Origin of the sequence: Streptomyces sp. CB01881, assembly GCF_002953255.1 — a bacterium.
Lineage (GTDB): Bacteria > Actinomycetota > Actinomycetes > Streptomycetales > Streptomycetaceae > Kitasatospora.
Genome location: NZ_CP026498.1, coordinates 1,802,663 through 1,818,019, shown reverse-complemented (window position 1 = coordinate 1,818,019; position 15,357 = coordinate 1,802,663). Strand labels below are relative to the sequence as shown.

Here is a 15,357-nt window from a genome sequence, read left to right as displayed (position 1 = left end):
GCCGGTCACCTGATCCTAGGACGCGCGCCGCCGGGCCCCAGCCCCGATCATGGGTGCCACGAGGAGGGGGCCGACACCAGCGAGGAGCACCCATGGCCACCGGCACCGTGAGCACGTACAACGCCCACCACGGCTACGGCACGATCACCCCCGACGACGAGGGGCCCGCGCTCTACGTCTACTTCGACTCGATCGTGGGCGAGGGAGACCGGGCCCTCGACGAGGGGCAGCGGGTGGAGTACGACCCGACCGAGCAGGAGGGCCGCCCGGTGGCGGAACGGGTCCGCCCGCTCTGAGCGTCCGCCCGCTCCGAGTATCCGCCCGCTCCGAGCGGGTCTGCCGGAGGGCGTAGGGCCCGTCCAACTCCCGTCCCCCCGCCGGGCGGGAGGGAGTTGGACGGGCGGGCCCTACGATCAGGCCCATGGAGATGACAACCGCTCTGTGGTCCTTCGCCCTCGTGGTGGGGGTGCTCACGCTGGCGCCCGGCGTGGACACCGCCCTGATCCTGCGCACCGCCGCCCTCGGCCACCGCCGCCAGGCGTGGGGCGTGATCACCGGCGTGCAGACCGGCACCCTGACCTGGGGCGTCCTCAGCTCGGCCGGGGTGACGGCGCTGCTCACCGCCTCCCAGCCGGCGTACGAGGTCCTGCGCTGGGCGGGCGCCGCCTACCTGATCTGGATGGGCGTGAAGCTGCTGCGCAGCCGGGGCGACGAGGCGGCGGCCGAGGCCGGTCCGGCGGCCGGCGGCTTCCGGCACGGCTGGCGGCGCGGCGCGACGACCAACCTGCTCAACCCCAAGGTCGGCGTCTTCTACATGGCGGTGCTGCCGCAGTTCATCCCGGCCGGCGCCCCGCACTTCGCCGCCGGCGTGGCACTGACCTGCGTGCACCTCCTGGAGGGTCTGGTCTGGTCGGCCGTGCTGGTGGCGTTCGCGCAGGCGGTGCGCGGCTGGCTGCGCCGGCCGTCCGCGCGCCGCCTGATGGACCGGGTGACCGGGGCGGTCGTGGTCGGGTTCGGAGTGAAGCTGGCGGCCGCCCAGTAGGGGGCCGGCGTGCCGGGGGCGGCGGGGGCTCAGCGCGCGAGCCGGCCGAGGCCCTCGCGCAGTTCCTCGGCGTTCATGCAGACGTGCACCTCGACGGTGGCGTTGAACTCCAGCCAGAACGGCTCGCAGACGGACGGCAGCGAGGCCTCGTCCGCGAGGTCGACGACGATGACCTGGCAGCGCCTGCCGTTGCGGGCGAAGAAGTAGGCGGCCTCGGGTTTGAGGTCTCCCATGATCCGCTCGAACTTCGCGGCGACCTCGCCGTCGCTGATCAGCTTGTTGGTGGTCGCGGTGTCGATCTCGATCTCCAGCAGGGCACGCATGACCGGTGCTCCTTTCCCGGACTCGTGGCGGGCCCGCGGGGGCGGGCCCCGGGTTCCAGCGTCCCGCCGCCGTCCGGTGCCCGCAATGTCACCCGGCTGGTGGCCAGCGATGGCCGCGCCGGGCGGACCGGGGCTGCACTGGAGGCGACACTCCACCGTGAACGGGAGCACCCCATGGCGATCATCATCACCTTCGAGCTGGCCGGCGTCGGCCAGGCCCAGTACGACGAGGCGGTGGACCGGCTGACCGGCGGCGCCGGGCTGAACCGGCCGTCCGACTGGCCGGTGCGCGGGCTGGTCCTGCACGCGGCGGGCCCGACGCCGGACGGCGGGTGGCACGTCACGGACGTCTGGGAGTCCCGGGAGGCGTTCGAGCACTTCGCGGCCGTGCTGATGCCGATCCTCCAGGAGGTCGGCATCCCGACCACCCCGCCCCTCGTCTGCGAGGCCTACAACGTGGTGCACTGAGCCCGGCCGCGGACCGGGCCGGGCTCAGGCCGCGTGCGGCCGCGGGTCCCCGGCGTCCCGTTGCGCGGGGGCGTCCTCGGCGCGCGCCAGGTCGTGGTGGATCGGTCCGTTGCCGGCGCTCAGCGGCAGGCAGCTGCCGCCGCGCCGGTGGGCGACGATCTCCGCGGCGACCGAGACGGCCGTCTCCTCGGGCGTGCGGGCGCCGAGGTCCAGGCCGATGGGCGAGCGCAGCCGGCCGATCTCGGTCTCGGTGAGGCCGACCTCGCGCAGCCGCTCCTCGCGGTCGCGGTGGGTGCGGCGCGAGCCCATCGCGCCGACGTAGCCGACCGGCAGGCGCAGGGCGCGTTCCAGCAGCGGGATGTCGAACTTGGCGTCGTGGGTGAGCACGCAGAGCACCGTGCGGCCGTCGAGCCGGTCGAGCTGCGAGTCCAGGTAGCGGTGCGGCCAGTCGACCACGACCTGGTCGGCCTCGGGGAAGCGCCGGCCGGTGGCGAAGACCGGGCGGGCGTCGCAGACGGTGACGTGGTAGCCGAGGAACTTGCCGATCCGCACCACGGCGGCGGCGAAGTCGATGGCGCCGAAGACCAGCATCCGCGGCGCGGGCACGTAGGCCTCGACGAAGAAGGTGACGGTGCCCTGCTCGCGTTCGTCGCAGGGGCGCCCGTCCAGGCCGAGCACCACCTGGCCGGTGCGCCCGGCGTCCAGCATGGCCCGGGTCTCGGCGACGATCGCGCGCTCCAGCCCGGCGATGAGGCGCCGCGCGATGGGGGTCCCTCCGGCCGAGGGCTGGGGGAGCGCCGTCGCAAGGGTGGTGGCGGGCGACGGGCGGGCCGGTGCGGGGGAGAGGGCGCCGTGGTGGGTGTCGGCGGTGACGGCGACGGTGGCACCGACCAGCCCGCCGGGGCCGGCGATCACCCGGGCGAGTGCGACGGGGGTGCCGGAGGCGATGTAGGTGATGCCCGCGTCCAGCGCGGGGTCGGTGCCGGGGACGACCGGCTGGACGAAGACGTCCAGGATGCCGCCGCAGGTCAGGCCGACGGCGAAGGCGTCCTCGTCGCTGTAGCCGAAGCGTTCGAGCACCGGCTCGCCGGACTCGATGGCGGCCTGGCAGAGCTCGTACACGGCGCCCTCGACGCAGCCGCCGGAGACGCTGCCGATCGCCTCGCCGGACGTGTCGACGGCGAGCGCGGCGCCCGGGTCGCGCGGCGCGCTGCCGGAGACGCCGACCACCGTGGCCACGGCGAAGGAGCGCCCGGACGCGTGCCAGGCCTGCAGCTGCTCGGCGATGTCCTGCATGTCGGGGAGCTCCTTACGAAACGGACGGGAACGGGAGGGGCCGCCGTACGGGAAACGATTCCCGTACGGCGGCGGTGCTGCTAGTGGACGCCCAGCCAGGACTTGATGGGCGTGAGCGCGAAGTAGACGACGAACACGGCGGTCAGGAGCCACATCAGGGTGCCGGGCTCGCGCCACTTGCCCTGGCCGGCCTTGATGACCGTGTAGGAGATGACACCGGCGGCCACACCGGCGGTGATGCTGTAGGTGAACGGCATCAGGACGCTGGTGAGGAAGGCCGGGATGGCGACCTCGCGGTCCGACCAGTCGATGTGCCGGGCCTGGCTCATCATCATCGAGCCGATGACGACGAGGGCGGCGGAGGCGACCTCGGTCGGGACGATGCCCGCGATCGGCGAGAAGAAGAGCATCAGGGCGAACATGCCGCCGGTGACGGTGGAGGCGAGGCCGGTCCGGGCGCCGTCGCCGACGCCGGTGGCGGACTCGACGAACACGGTCTGGCCGGAGGCACCCGCGACGCCGCCGATGGCACCGCCGGCGCCGTCGATGAACAGCGCCTTGGAGAGGCCGGGCATCCGGCCCTGCTTGTCGGCCAGGCCCGCCTCGGTGCCGACGCCGATGATGGTCGCCATCGCGTCGAAGAATCCGGCCAGGACGAGGGTGAAGACGGCGACCGTGGCGCTGATCGCGCCCAGGCCGTGGCCGCCGAAGGCGCCGAACAGGTCGACGTGGCCGAAGAGGCCGAAGTCCGGGGAGGCGACGGGGCTGCCCGGCCAGACCGGGGCGGAGTTGATCCAGGTCTTCGCCGGCAGGTCGGCGACCGCGTTGACGACGAAGGCCACCACGGTGCCGCCGGCGATGCCGATCAGGATCGCGCCGCGCACGTTGCGGGCCAGCAGGACGAAGATCGTGAGCAGGGTGAGGCAGAAGATCAGGACGGGCCAGCCGGCCAGCTCGCCGAAGGGGCCGAGGGCGAGCGGGGTGGGACCGCCGGTGTGCACGAAGCCGGCCTTGACCAGGCCGATCAGCGCGACGAAGAGGCCGATGCCGATGGTGATCGCGTGCTTGAGCGGCAGGGGCATGCCGTTCATGATCTTCTCGCGGAGGCCGGAGACCACCAGCAGGACGATCAGCAGGCCGTAGATCACGCAGAGACCCATGGCCTGTGGCCAGGTGGTGTGCGGGACGACCAGTGCGGAGATCACACCGGAGACCGAGAGGCCGGCGGCGACGGCCAGCGGCACGTTGCCGACCACGCCCATGAGGATCGTGGTGACGGCGGCGGCCAGCGCGGTCGCGGTGGTGAGCTGGGCGTGGTCCAGCTTCAGGCCGTTGACGTCGGCCCCGCTCAGGATGATCGGGTTGAGCAGGATGATGTACGCCATCGCCATGAAGGTGGTGAGGCCACCACGCAGCTCGTTGGCGAGCGTCGATCCCCGGGCAGAGATCTTGAAGTACGTGTCCAGCGCGTTCTTCGAGGGTGTCGCGGGGACCGACGTGGGGGCGTCGTCCTCGGCGGGTCTGTCTTCAGTGGTGCCGGGCTCCGTGGGGATCCTGGTCATGTCCACTCCCAAGTGTCAAAGGGGGTTGGGGTGGGCGAGCCGACCTGAGAGCCAGTCAACGAGGTTGGCACAGGGGGACGATTCGACTCACTGGGCGCACTCTGTGGCAGTGCCTGCGGTGCGTAGGTGGTGCGCACCGCTGCGGAACCCCGGCGTGGGAGAGGCAGCGGGATGGTGCGTTCACGTTGCTTCAGGTGGTGCATCGATGGTGCTCTTCACTGCTCTGGTGGTGCTGCCCCGGGGCGGCGGGGCTGTTCTCGGTGTTCTCCTCGCCTGCGCTCGGAGAACTGTTCCCGATCTTCTCCTCGCCTGCGCTCGGAGAACTGTTCCCGATCTTCTCCTCGCCTGCGCTCGGAGAGAACGGCCGCCGCCCCGGGGAGGTGTGCGGGGATCCGCGGCTACAGCGGGCCGGGGGTCTCGGTGGTCAGGTGCTCGGGCCGGACGGGGATCCGGGTGAGCGCCAGGCCGGTGGCGTTGCGGATGGCGGCCACGATCGACGGCGTCGCCGAGACGGTCGGGGCCTCACCGACCCCGCGCAGCCCGTACGGGGCGTGGGGGTCGGGCAGTTCGAGGATCTCCACCGGGATCGGCGGGGTGTCCAGGATGGTGGGGATCAGGTAGTCGGTGAAGGACGCGTTGCGGACCTTCCCGTCCTTGACCACGATCTCCTCCATCACGGCCAGGCCGAGGGCCTGGGTGCAGCCGCCCTGGATCTGGCCGACCACGGAGAGCGGGTTGAGCGCCTTGCCGACGTCCTGGACGGCGGTCAGCTCGACCACCTTGACGAGGCCCAGCTCGACGTCCACGTCGACGACCGCGCGGTTGGCGCAGAAGGTGTACTGGACGTGGCCGAAGCCCTGCCCGGTCTCCTTGTCGAACGGGACGGTCGGGCGGTGGTGGTGCTCGCGGGTGAGGTCGATCGCCTCGTCGCCGAGCAGGTCCACCATGGAGACCAGCGCGCCGGCCGACTCGGAGACGACCTTGCCGCCGGCCAGCGACAGGTCGTTGCGGGTCCAGCCGTAACGACGGCGGCCCTTCTCGATCAGCGCCTGCTTCACCGCCTCGGCGGCCAGCTTCACGGCGCCGCCCGTCATGTAGGTCTGGCGCGACGCGGAGGTCGAACCGGCGGAGCCGACCTCGGTGTTGGCCGGGTGGATGGTGACCTGCTCGACGCCCAGCTCGGTGCGGGCGATCTGGGCGTGCACGGTGACGCCGCCCTGGCCGACCTCGGCCATCGCGGTGTGCACCATGGCGACCGGCTCGCCGCCGATGACCTCCAGGCGGACCCGGGCGGTGGAGTAGTCGTCGAAGCCCTCGGAGAAGCCGACGTTCTTGATGCCGACCGAGTAGCCGACGCCGCGCACGATGCCCTCGCCGTGCGAGGTGTTGGACAGCGCGCCGGGGACCTGCCGGACGTCCAGGTGCTCGGTGTCCAGCGGCGGCGGGAGCGGCATGTCCTTGACCCGCTGGAGCAGCTCGGCGACCGGGGCGGGCGAGTCGATCTGCTGGCCGGTGGGCATGTGGTCGCCCTCCGCCATGGCGTTCAGCTGCCGCAGCTCGACCGGGTCCATGTCCAGTTCGGCGGCCAGCCGGTCCATCTGCGTCTCGTAGCCGAACGCGGCCTGGACGGCGCCGAAGCCGCGCATCGCGCCGCAGGACGGGTTGTTGCTGTAGAGCGCGATGGCGTGCATCTTGACGTTCGGGATCACGTACGGGCCGTGTCCGAGCGAGGCCGCGTTGCCGACCACGGCGGGCGAGGCCGAGGCGTACGCGCCGCCGTCCAGCACGATCCGGGCGTCGGCGAAGACCAGCTTGCCGTCGCGGGTGGCGCCGTGCTCGTACTGCATCCTGGCCGGGTGGCGGTGCACGTGGCCGTAGAAGGACTCGTCACGGGCGTAGACGATCTTGACCGGCTTGCCGGTGTGCTGGGCGAGCAGGCAGGCGTGGATCTGCATCGAGATGTCCTCGCGGCCGCCGAAGGCGCCGCCGACACCGGCCAGCGTGAGGCGGACCTTCTCCTCCGGCAGGGCCAGCACGGGCGCCATCTGCTGGCGGTCCACGTGCAGCCACTGGGTGGCGACGTAGAGGTCGATGCCGCCGTCCTCGGCCGGCACGGCCAGGCCGGACTCCGGACCGAGGAAGGCCTGGTCCTGCATCCCGACCTCGTAGGTGCCCTTGACGATGACGTCCGCCATCGCCCGCACCTCGTCGGTAACGCCGAGACCGGATACCAGCTTCTGCTCGTGGCAGATGTTGCCGTAGCCGTGCGACTTGAACTCGTGCGGCTCGTGCACGTAGCCGTGGGTCTCGGGGTCGAGGCACTGCTCCTCGGTGACGATCGGGGTGAGCACCTCGTACTCGACCTTGATCTTCTTCACCGCGCGGCGGGCCGTCTCCGGGTGGTCGGCCGCGACCAGCGCGATCGCCTCACCGTGGTAGCGGACCTTGTCGATCGCCAGGGCCGGCTGGTCCTGGATCTCCAGGCCGTAGAACTTCGAGCCCGGGATGTCGTCGTGGGTGAGGACGGCGTACACGCCCGGCACCTTGAGCGCCTCGGAGATGTCCACCGAGAGGATGTTGGCGCGGGGGTGCGGCGAGCGCAGCGCCATACCCCAGAGCATGTCCTCGTGCCACATGTCGGACGAGTACGCGAACTCGCCCTTGACCTTCAGGTTGCCGTCCGGGCGCAGCGGCGAGCCGCCGATGCCGTCCTTGGACGCCTGGTTGATGTTCTGGAGGTTCTTCTGCCCCTGGATGGTACGAGTGCTCATTCGGCAGTCCCCTTACCGGCGTTACCGGCGCACTTGCGGGCGGAAGCCAGCCGCACCGCGTCCATGATCTTCTCGTAGCCCGTGCAGCGGCAGAGGTTGCCCGACAGCGCCTCGCGGATGTCGTTGTCGCTCGGCTGGGCGTCGTTCTCCAGCAGCGCGTCCGTCTGCACCAGCAGGCCGGGGGTGCAGAAGCCGCACTGGACGGCGCCGGCGTCGATGAACGCCTGCTGGACCAGGCCCAGCTCACCGTTCTCGTCGGCCAGGCCCTCGACGGTGCGGACCTCGCGGTCCTGCACCTGGCCGGCGGCGACCAGGCAGGAACAGACCGGCGTCCCGTCCAGGTAGACCGTGCAGGAGCCGCACTCGCCCTGCTCGCAGGCGTTCTTCGAGCCCGGGAGGCCGACCCGCTCGCGCAGCACGTACAGCAGGCTCTCGCCCTCCCACACGTCGTCGGCCTCGACCGGCTTGCCGTTGGCGGTGAAAGTGACCCTCATGCCGCGCTCCTGATCTGCTTGCTGTAGTCGTTCCAACACCAGGTGAGGGTGCGGCGGGCCATCACGGCCAGCGAGTGCCGCCGGTAGTCGGCGGTGCCGCGGACGTCGTCGATGGGCGAGGCCGCGGCCTTGACCAGCTCGCCGAACCGCTGGATCACCTCGGCGCCCAGCAGGTCGCCCGACTCCCAGAGGCCGCGCTCGGCCAGCACGCCCTGCAGGTACTCCTCGGCCTCCACGGCGCGGCGCGGCGTGGGGGCAGCCGAACCGATACCGGTGCCGACGGTGCCGTTCTTCGGGTGGAGGGCGAAACCGAAGGCGCAGACCGCGATGACCATGGCGTTGCGGGTGCCGATCTTCGAGAACTGCTGCGGGCCGTCCGCGACGGGGATGTGCACGGCCCGGATCAGCTCGTCGGCCTCCAGGCTGTTGCGCTTCACGCCGACGTAGAACTCGTCGATCGGGATCATCCGGGTGCCGCGCACCGAGGCCGCCTCGACGAGGACGTCCCGGCCCGCCGCCAGCAGCGCGGGGTGCGCGTCGCCGGCCGGGGAGGCACCACCGAGGTTCCCGCCGACGCCGCCGCGGTTGCGGATCTGCGGCGAGCCGACGGTGTGGGCCGCCAGCGCCAGGCCGGGCAGCGGTCCGGACAGCTCGTTGATGATCCGGGTGTAGGGGACCGAGGCGCCGAGCTTGACGACGTCGCCGTCGTTCGACCATTCGGTGAGCTCGGTGATGCGGTTCAGGTCGAGAATCGCGGATGGCCGGTGCACGTCGAAGTTCATCTCGACCATGACGTCCGTGCCGCCCGAGATGGGCAGCGCGGTCGGGTACTCAGCCTTCGCCGCGAGTGCCTCGTCCCAGGTAGCGGGCCGAAGGAACTCCATGCGGGTGTCTCCTCAAGTCGTTGCCGGCCGGACTGTTGGGCACAGTGCCCGGAACTCGGTGTTCGGACCGTGCAAACCGCTTCGTTGCCTCGGCGTCGGATCCTGGTCACCGGGATGTGTCCGGCGGCGTGTGGCCAGTGAACCGCTGTGACGGGGCCCACTGGCAGTCACCGATGGCATGAAGCCCCGGCTGTGGTCCCGCCCGGCATCCTGTACGTTCCTCTAAGGCGGACAATTTCGCAGCCCAGCCGTTTACCGGGCGCTACCTACGACCGTAATCCGGCCGTGATTCCCAAGCTATGGCCCCGTGATCCGGGCGCCGGTCGGTACGTAACACCGAGCACAGATGTTCGGGCACACTGTCTCCCCGGACCGAGCGCTCGGGCCCCCTTCACCCTCCCCCCTGCCCGTTAGGAGTCCCGGATGCGTGTCCGTGACCTGCTCGCCCCCGGAGCCCCGCGACTGCGCCTGCTCGCGGCGGAGGAAGAGCTTGACCGCCAGGTCAGCGGCGTCATGACCACGGACCTGCACGACCCCGGCCGCTACCTGCACGGCGGCGAGCTGGTGCTCACCGGCATGCTCTGGCGCACCGGGCCCGCCGACTCCGAGCGGTTCGTGCGGACGATCGTGGCCGGCGGCGCCGTCGCCCTCGCGGCCGGCGAGGCCGAGGTCGGCCCCGTCCCCGAGGACCTCGTCGACGCCTGTCGCCGCCACCGCATGCCCCTGTTGGCGGTACCCGACGACATCGCTTTCGGCACCGTCACCGAGTTCATCGGCCGGCAGGTCTCCGCCGACCGCGCGGCCGACCTCGCCGCCCTGGTCGACCGCCACCGCCTGCTGGTCTCCGCGGCCGGCGGCGGCGGCCTGGACGCCGTCCTCGACCTGCTCGGCGGCGACCTCGACCTCGACTGCTGGGTGCTCACCCCCACCGGCGCGGTGATCGCGGGCCCGGCCGACCGGCTCTCCGCCGAGGACCGCGACCAGCTGGTCCGCGCCCACCTGGGCGCCCAGCGCCAGCGCCGCCGCCCCCCGCACCGGGCCCGGCTGGTCACCGGCTCCTACTCGCTGCTGCCCGCCCCCGCCACCCCCGACGCCGAGTCGCCGCTCGCCGACTGGGTGCTCGCGGTGGCCGGCGACGTCACCGAGTGGACCGGCAAGCGCCAGCAGCTCGCCGAGAACCTGGCCCGGCTGGTCGCCGCCGAGCGGCAGCGCCGCGACGAGGGCCGCCGGCTGCGCCGCCGCCTCGCCGACGAGGTGCTCACCCTGCTCCAGCGCGACGCCGACCCGGCCGAGATCAGCCGCACCCTCTACGCCTCCTCGGCGATGGCCGCCCGCTACGAGGGCCACGAGCCCAAACCCCAGGCGCAGGACGGTTCCTGGCTGGTGCTCAGTGCTGAGGGGACGGGCCTGCCGGAGGGGACGGTGCGTTCGGTCCTGGAGGAGGCCCTGGGCGGGACGACCGACCGCGCGCTGATCGCCGGGGCCGGCACCGGCGCCGTCGTGGTGCTGCCCGCGCTGGACAGCGCGGTGCCCGCCGACACCCTGCGCGAGCTGCTCGCCCCGCTGGAGGCCGGCCTCGGTTCGGAGGGCCGGATCACCCTGGGCGTCTCCGCCCCCGCCTCCGAGGCGGGCGGCCTGCGCGGCGCCCTGGAGGAGGCCCGGCACGCCCGCCGGATCGCCGCCGCCCGCGTCGGCCGGGTCTGCGTGGCCGGCCCGGAGGAGCTGGCCTCGCACGTGCTGCTGCTGGCGGCCGTCCCGGACGAGGTCCGCCGGGCGTTCCGCAGCCGGCTGCTCGACAAGGTGATCGCCTACGACATCGAGCACCAGGCGGACCTCGTCCGCACCCTGGAGGCGTTCCTGCGCTCGGACGGTTCGTGGACCAGGTGCGCGGCCCAGCTGCACGTCCACGTCAACACGCTGCGCTACCGGATCGGCCGGATCGAGGAGCTGACCGGCCGGGACCTCTCCCGGCTGGAGGACCGGGTGGACTTCTACCTGGCCCTCGAACTGGCCTGACCGCCCGGCGGGCTGACCCTACGCCGGGCTGACCGTCCGGCGGGTCGGGCGTCCGGCAGGCCGGCCGGACGACGAAGGGCCCCGCCGCGAGCGGATCGCGGCGGGGCCCTTCGTCTCAACCGGTCAGGGCTGGGCGGGGATCACACTGGTGATCCACTCGAACACGCCCGGCACCATGTTCTTCCAGACGTCGCTGGAGTGCGGCCCGGTGGTCTCCTGGACCTGCACGGTGGTCGGCGCCTTCGCGGCCGCGGCGATCGCCTGGCCGTCCTCGTAGCCGTCGCCCTTGTTGCCGGAGATGTACAGGGCGACCTTCGGCGGCTGGGCGGCGGTCTTGACGATGTTGACCGGGTTGTTCGCCTCGCGCAGCTTCGGGTCCTTGCCGACCAGCGAGTCCTTCTCGGTCGCGGGGTCGTTGTAGCCGGAGAGGCTGACGCCGGCCCGGTAGCGGTTGGGGTGGGCCAGGGACAGCTTGGTGGCGCAGTGGGCCCCGGCCGAGTACCCGGCGACCGCCCAGCGGTCGGGGGAGGCGTCGGCGCGGAAGTTGTCCAGCACCATCTGCGGGACGTCCCGGGTCAGCCAGGTGTCCGCGTTGACCTTGCCGGGCACGTCGGTGCAGCCGGCGTCGGTGCTGTTGCCCAGCAGCAGGGTGCGCGGGGAGACGAGGATGAACGGGGCGACCTTGCCCTGCTGCATCAGCGGCTTGAGCTGCTCGGAGACCTTCAGCGTGCCGTACCAGGTGGAGGAGGAGCCCGGGAAGCCCGGGATCAGCTCGACGACCGGGAACTTCTTGTCCTTGAACGCCGGGTCGTGGTACTGCGGCGGCAGCCAGACCAGGACCTCGCCGTCCACGCCGGACAGCTGGCCCTTGAGGTCGGTCTTCTGGACGTCGTTCGGCACCTTCGGGTCGTCCACACCGCGGAACTGCTGCGCCACCTTGGGCGGCTGCTTGGCGTCCCCGCTGCCGCCCTGGCCGCCGGCCGTGCCACCGGCGCCCGGGTCGGCCGGCGGCACCGAGGGCACCGCCCGCACGTGCTTGCCGGTGCCGAGCAGGTCGTCCCAGCTGCCGTAGATCAGGTTGGCGTTGTTGACCATGATGAAGACCATCAGCACGGCCGTGACCTGACAGAAGACGATCATCGCGAGCCTGGACAGGATCTGAACCGGCCGGGGCCCGCGCACCTTGCCCCAGAGCAGCAGGGCCACTGCGATGGAGATCGGCACGAGAATGACCGTGCAGAGGAAGAATGGCGTGCCTGTCAGTTGCATCAAGTTCTCGTATCCGGGTTCAAAGCCGTCCGGGGCCCCACTCGCCCGGAACTCGCTCCAATGACATCGGACGGCCAGGAACGGGGATCGGTTGCCGTCCGAATCTGTGTGGAACCTGAGAGGAACATCACGTTTCCGTGATGATCCCTTTTCGGGTCCGCCCTAGTCTGCCACCCTGGCGGCCCGCGCCCTGACGATGCGCCCAGCCGACTCCCGGGATTTCCCCCGGCAGGGCACGATACCGCCCGGACGGAGCGCGGTGGCAGGCGAGGCGGTGCACAGGCCGCTACGGCGTGCAGCGAGACTATGGTCATGAGCATTACGCGCTTCCGACCTTCCCACCGGATCCGGCCCGTCTGCGCCGCCCTGGTCCTGCTGGCCGCCGTCGCCGGCTGCAGCAGTACCGGAGGCCTGCGCGCCGAGCAGGCCAGAGCCAAGGCCTCGGCCGCCGCCGGCAGCGCCGTCACGACCCCGCGCTGGAAGGTCGCCATGGTGACCCACGCGGGCGCCGGCGACGCCTTCTGGGACACCGTGCGCAAGGGGGCCGAGCAGGCCGCCGCCAAGGACAACATCACCTTCCTGTACTCCAACGACGCGCAGACCCAGAACCAGGTCCAGCTCGTCCAGGCCGCCATCGACCAGAAGGTCGACGGCCTGCTGGTCACCCTCGCCAAGGGCGACGCGCTCGGCGACGTCCTCGGCAAGGCCAAGGCCGCCGGCATCCCGGTGATCACCATCAACTCGGGCCAGGAGTTCTCCGCCAAGTTCGGCGCCCTCACCCACATCGGCCAGGACGAGTCCACCGCGGGCCAGGCCGCCGGTGCCGAGCTGGCGACGCGCGGGCGCAAGAGCGTGCTCTGCGTGATCCACGAGCAGGGCAACGTCGGCCAGGAACAGCGCTGCTCCGGTGCCCAGGCCAAGGCCGGCGGTGCCTTTCAGGTGCTCTACGTGGACGGCGTGAACATGCCCGACGCGCGGGCCGCCCTCGCCGCCAAGCTCCAGGCCGACCCGGCCATCGACACGGTGCTCACGCTCTCCGGCCCGATGGCCGCCACCGGCCTCCAGGCGATCCAGGACGCCCGCCGCACCGTCGAGCTGGACACCTTCGACCTGGGGACGCAGGTGGTCTCCGGGCTCAAGGCCGGCAGCGTCGGCTTCGCCGTCGACCAGCAGCCCTACCTCCAGGGCTACGAGGGCGTCGACCTGCTCTGGCTCTACCGCTCCAACCTCGACATGCTCGGTGGCGGCAAGCCGGTGCTGACCGGCCCGCAGATCCTCACCAAGGACAACGCCGACGCGCTCGCCGAGTACGTCGCGAGGGGGACGCGTTGAGCACCCCCGACCTGCTCGTGCAGGACCCCGCCCAGGACCGCCCGGCGGCCCTTCGGCGGCTGCTCGCCCGGCCCGAGCTGGGCGCGCTGATCGCCGCCGCCGCCGTCTTCCTGGTCTTCTCCGCCGTTGCCGAACCCTTTCTGCAGGTCTCCTCGCTGGGCACCGTGCTCTACGCGGCGTCCACCATCGGGATCATGGCGGTGCCGGTCTCCCTGCTGATGATCGGCGGCGAGTTCGACCTCTCGGCCGGCGTGCTGGTCACCACCGCCGCGCTGACCTCGTCCATGGTCAGCTACCAGCTCACCGCGGTGACCTGGGTCGGCGTGCTGGTCTCGCTGCTGGTCACGCTGGCCGTCGGCGGCTTCAACGGCTGGATGCTCAGCCGGACGAAGCTCCCCAGCTTCATCGTCACGCTGGGCACCTTCCTGATGCTCACCGGCGCCAACCTGGGCATCACCAAGCTGGTCTCCGGCACCGTCTCCACCAAGCCGATCTCCGACATGGAGGGCTTCGGCTCCTGCCGCTGGCTGTTCGCCTCCGAGGTCACCGTCGGCGGGCTGACGATCAAGGCGACCGTCTGGTGGTGGCTCGGCCTGCTGGTGGTCGGCAGCTGGGTGCTGCTGCGCACCCGCTTCGGCAACTGGATCTTCGCGGTCGGCGGCGACGCGGCCGCGGCCCGCGCGGTCGGCGTGCCGGTCGCCCGGACCAAGACCGTGCTCTACCTCGGCGTCGGCTTCGGCGCCTGGGTGCTCGGCCAGCACCTGCTGTTCTCCTTCGACACCGTGCAGTCCGGCGAGGGCGTCGGCAACGAGCTGATCTACATCGTGGCGGCCGTCATCGGCGGCTGCCTGATCACCGGCGGCTACGGATCGGTGGCCGGCTCCGCGCTCGGTGCGCTGATCTTCGGCATGGCCAGCAAGGGCATCATCTACGCCCAGTGGAACCCCGACTGGTTCAAGTTCTTCCTGGGCGCGATGCTTCTGCTCGCGGCCCTGCTGAACTCCTGGGTCAAGCGCCGCGCCGAGAGGGGACCGCGATGACCGGCCTGCCTTCCCCCGAGCCGCTCGCCACCGAGCCGCTCCCGTCCGAGCTGCTCTCCCTCAGGGGCGTCGGCAAGACGTACGGGACCGTCCGCGCGCTGGAGGACGTCTCGCTCACCCTGCGGGCCGGCGAGATCAGCTGCGTGCTCGGCGACAACGGCGCCGGCAAGTCCACCCTGATCAAGATCATCGCGGGGCTGCACCGGCACGACGAGGGCACCTACACCATCGGCGGCGAGGAGGTCCGCCTGGACTCCCCGCGCCAGGCCCTCGACCGCGGCATCGCCACCGTCTACCAGGACCTCGCCGTGGTGCCGCTGATGCCCGTATGGCGGAACTTCTTCCTCGGCTCCGAGCAGGGGTACAAGCGGTGGGGCGGCCTGCGGCTGGACGCCGACGGGATGCGCGCCACCACCCGCGAGGCCCTCGCCAGGATGGGCATCGACCTGCACGACGTCGACCGGCCCATCGGCACCCTCTCCGGCGGCCAGCGCCAGTGCGTCGCCATCGCCCGTGCCGTGCACTTCGGCGCCAGGGTGCTGATCCTGGACGAGCCGACCGCCGCGCTCGGCGTCAAGCAGTCCGGTGTGGTGCTCAAGTACGTCACCGCGGCGCGCGACGCCGGGCTCGGGGTCGTGCTGATCACCCACAACCCGCACCACGCGTACCTGGTCGGCGACCACTTCACCCTGCTCAAGCGGGGCCGGATGGCCGGCAGCCACCCCAGGGCCGAGATCGGCCTCGAACAGCTCACCACCGAGATGGCCGGCGGCTCCGACCTCGCCGAACTCTCGCACGAACTCGCCCGCCCGCAGCCCGTCGACCCCCCTGAGGAGCGCCCGCAGCCGTGACCAGCCCCA

At 71.9% G+C, this 15,357-nt stretch carries 14 protein-coding genes; 7 read left to right on the top strand and 7 right to left on the bottom strand.

The window, feature by feature from the left end; translation table 11 throughout:
- Nucleotides 1-92: 92 nt before the first annotated feature.
- On the top strand, nt 93-296 hold the full coding sequence (locus C2142_RS07945; protein WP_148641736.1) for a cold shock domain-containing protein: 204 nt from the start codon (nt 93-95) through the stop codon (nt 294-296).
- 125 nt (nt 297-421) lie between these two features.
- Nucleotides 422-1,042, top strand: a complete 621-nt coding sequence (locus C2142_RS07940) for a LysE family translocator (RefSeq protein ID WP_148641735.1) — start codon at nt 422-424, stop codon at nt 1,040-1,042.
- Nucleotides 1,043-1,071: 29 nt separating this feature from the next.
- Here the strand turns inward: C2142_RS07940 and C2142_RS07935 are convergent, their stop codons facing one another.
- Nucleotides 1,072-1,365 (bottom strand): hypothetical protein, encoded by a 294-nt coding sequence (locus tag C2142_RS07935; RefSeq protein WP_148641734.1) that lies wholly within the window; start codon nt 1,363-1,365, stop codon nt 1,072-1,074.
- 174 nt (nt 1,366-1,539) lie between these two features.
- Here C2142_RS07935 and C2142_RS07930 point away from each other — a divergent pair, with 174 nt between their 5' ends.
- Nucleotides 1,540-1,833, top strand: a complete 294-nt coding sequence (locus C2142_RS07930) for a hypothetical protein (protein WP_148641733.1) — start codon at nt 1,540-1,542, stop codon at nt 1,831-1,833.
- Between the two features lie 24 nt (nt 1,834-1,857).
- On the opposite strand, the gene C2142_RS07925 is transcribed toward C2142_RS07930, so the two are convergent.
- From C2142_RS07925 to C2142_RS07905, 5 genes are all read right to left on the bottom strand, one after another.
- Nucleotides 1,858-3,129, bottom strand: a complete 1,272-nt coding sequence (locus tag C2142_RS07925) for an XdhC/CoxI family protein (RefSeq protein ID WP_148641732.1) — start codon at nt 3,127-3,129, stop codon at nt 1,858-1,860.
- Nucleotides 3,130-3,209: 80 nt separating this feature from the next.
- Nucleotides 3,210-4,691: an NCS2 family permease gene (locus tag C2142_RS07920; protein ID WP_148641731.1), complete on the bottom strand. Its 1,482-nt coding sequence runs from the start codon at nt 4,689-4,691 to the stop codon at nt 3,210-3,212.
- Between the two features lie 398 nt (nt 4,692-5,089).
- Nucleotides 5,090-7,462, bottom strand: coding sequence for a xanthine dehydrogenase subunit D (gene pucD, locus C2142_RS07915; RefSeq protein ID WP_148641730.1), 2,373 nt, complete (start codon nt 7,460-7,462; stop codon nt 5,090-5,092).
- Nucleotides 7,459-7,956 carry a (2Fe-2S)-binding protein gene (locus C2142_RS07910; protein WP_148641729.1) on the bottom strand — a complete coding sequence of 166 codons (498 nt, stop codon included), beginning with the start codon at nt 7,954-7,956 and terminating at the stop codon, nt 7,459-7,461. The genes pucD and C2142_RS07910 overlap by 4 nt, the downstream gene beginning before the upstream one ends.
- Nucleotides 7,953-8,840, bottom strand: coding sequence for an FAD binding domain-containing protein (locus tag C2142_RS07905; RefSeq protein ID WP_148641728.1), 888 nt, complete (start codon nt 8,838-8,840; stop codon nt 7,953-7,955). The genes C2142_RS07910 and C2142_RS07905 overlap by 4 nt, the downstream gene beginning before the upstream one ends.
- 423 nt (nt 8,841-9,263) lie before the next feature.
- On the opposite strand from C2142_RS07905, the gene C2142_RS07900 reads away from it, so the two are divergent.
- On the top strand, nt 9,264-10,856 hold the full coding sequence (locus tag C2142_RS07900; protein ID WP_148641727.1) for a PucR family transcriptional regulator: 1,593 nt from the start codon (nt 9,264-9,266) through the stop codon (nt 10,854-10,856).
- Nucleotides 10,857-10,979: 123 nt separating this feature from the next.
- Here C2142_RS07900 and C2142_RS07895 read toward each other — a convergent pair whose 3' ends face one another.
- Complete coding sequence (locus C2142_RS07895) at nt 10,980-12,080, bottom strand: alpha/beta hydrolase-fold protein (RefSeq protein WP_346766368.1); 1,101 nt, start codon at nt 12,078-12,080, stop codon at nt 10,980-10,982.
- Between the two features lie 357 nt (nt 12,081-12,437).
- On the opposite strand from C2142_RS07895, the gene C2142_RS07890 reads away from it, so the two are divergent.
- From C2142_RS07890 to C2142_RS07880, 3 genes are read left to right on the top strand one after another with little or no spacing between them, the layout of a single operon-like run.
- Nucleotides 12,438-13,457: a substrate-binding domain-containing protein gene (locus C2142_RS07890; RefSeq protein ID WP_148641725.1), complete on the top strand. Its 1,020-nt coding sequence runs from the start codon at nt 12,438-12,440 to the stop codon at nt 13,455-13,457.
- Nucleotides 13,454-14,497, top strand: a complete 1,044-nt coding sequence (locus tag C2142_RS07885) for an ABC transporter permease (RefSeq protein WP_148641724.1) — start codon at nt 13,454-13,456, stop codon at nt 14,495-14,497. The genes C2142_RS07890 and C2142_RS07885 overlap by 4 nt, the downstream gene beginning before the upstream one ends.
- Complete coding sequence (locus C2142_RS07880; RefSeq protein ID WP_148641723.1) at nt 14,494-15,348, top strand: ATP-binding cassette domain-containing protein; 855 nt, start codon at nt 14,494-14,496, stop codon at nt 15,346-15,348. The genes C2142_RS07885 and C2142_RS07880 overlap by 4 nt, the downstream gene beginning before the upstream one ends.
- The last annotated feature ends 9 nt before the right edge of the window (nt 15,349-15,357 follow it).

Excerpts from the sequence above, each read along its gene's own strand:
- C2142_RS07945 (WP_148641736.1), top strand. The coding sequence starts at position 93 with ATGGCCACCGGCACCGTGAGCACGTACAACGCCCACCACGGCTACGGC.
- C2142_RS07940 (WP_148641735.1), top strand. The coding sequence starts at position 422 with ATGGAGATGACAACCGCTCTGTGGTCCTTCGCCCTCGTGGTGGGGGTG.
- C2142_RS07935 (WP_148641734.1), bottom strand. The coding sequence starts at position 1,365 with ATGCGTGCCCTGCTGGAGATCGAGATCGACACCGCGACCACCAACAAG.
- C2142_RS07930 (WP_148641733.1), top strand. The coding sequence starts at position 1,540 with ATGGCGATCATCATCACCTTCGAGCTGGCCGGCGTCGGCCAGGCCCAG.
- C2142_RS07925 (WP_148641732.1), bottom strand. The coding sequence starts at position 3,129 with ATGCAGGACATCGCCGAGCAGCTGCAGGCCTGGCACGCGTCCGGGCGC.
- C2142_RS07920 (WP_148641731.1), bottom strand. The coding sequence starts at position 4,691 with ATGACCAGGATCCCCACGGAGCCCGGCACCACTGAAGACAGACCCGCC.
- pucD (WP_148641730.1), bottom strand. The coding sequence starts at position 7,462 with ATGAGCACTCGTACCATCCAGGGGCAGAAGAACCTCCAGAACATCAAC.
- C2142_RS07910 (WP_148641729.1), bottom strand. The coding sequence starts at position 7,956 with ATGAGGGTCACTTTCACCGCCAACGGCAAGCCGGTCGAGGCCGACGAC.
- C2142_RS07905 (WP_148641728.1), bottom strand. The coding sequence starts at position 8,840 with ATGGAGTTCCTTCGGCCCGCTACCTGGGACGAGGCACTCGCGGCGAAG.
- C2142_RS07900 (WP_148641727.1), top strand. The coding sequence starts at position 9,264 with ATGCGTGTCCGTGACCTGCTCGCCCCCGGAGCCCCGCGACTGCGCCTG.
- C2142_RS07890 (WP_148641725.1), top strand. The coding sequence starts at position 12,438 with ATGAGCATTACGCGCTTCCGACCTTCCCACCGGATCCGGCCCGTCTGC.
- C2142_RS07880 (WP_148641723.1), top strand. The coding sequence starts at position 14,494 with ATGACCGGCCTGCCTTCCCCCGAGCCGCTCGCCACCGAGCCGCTCCCG.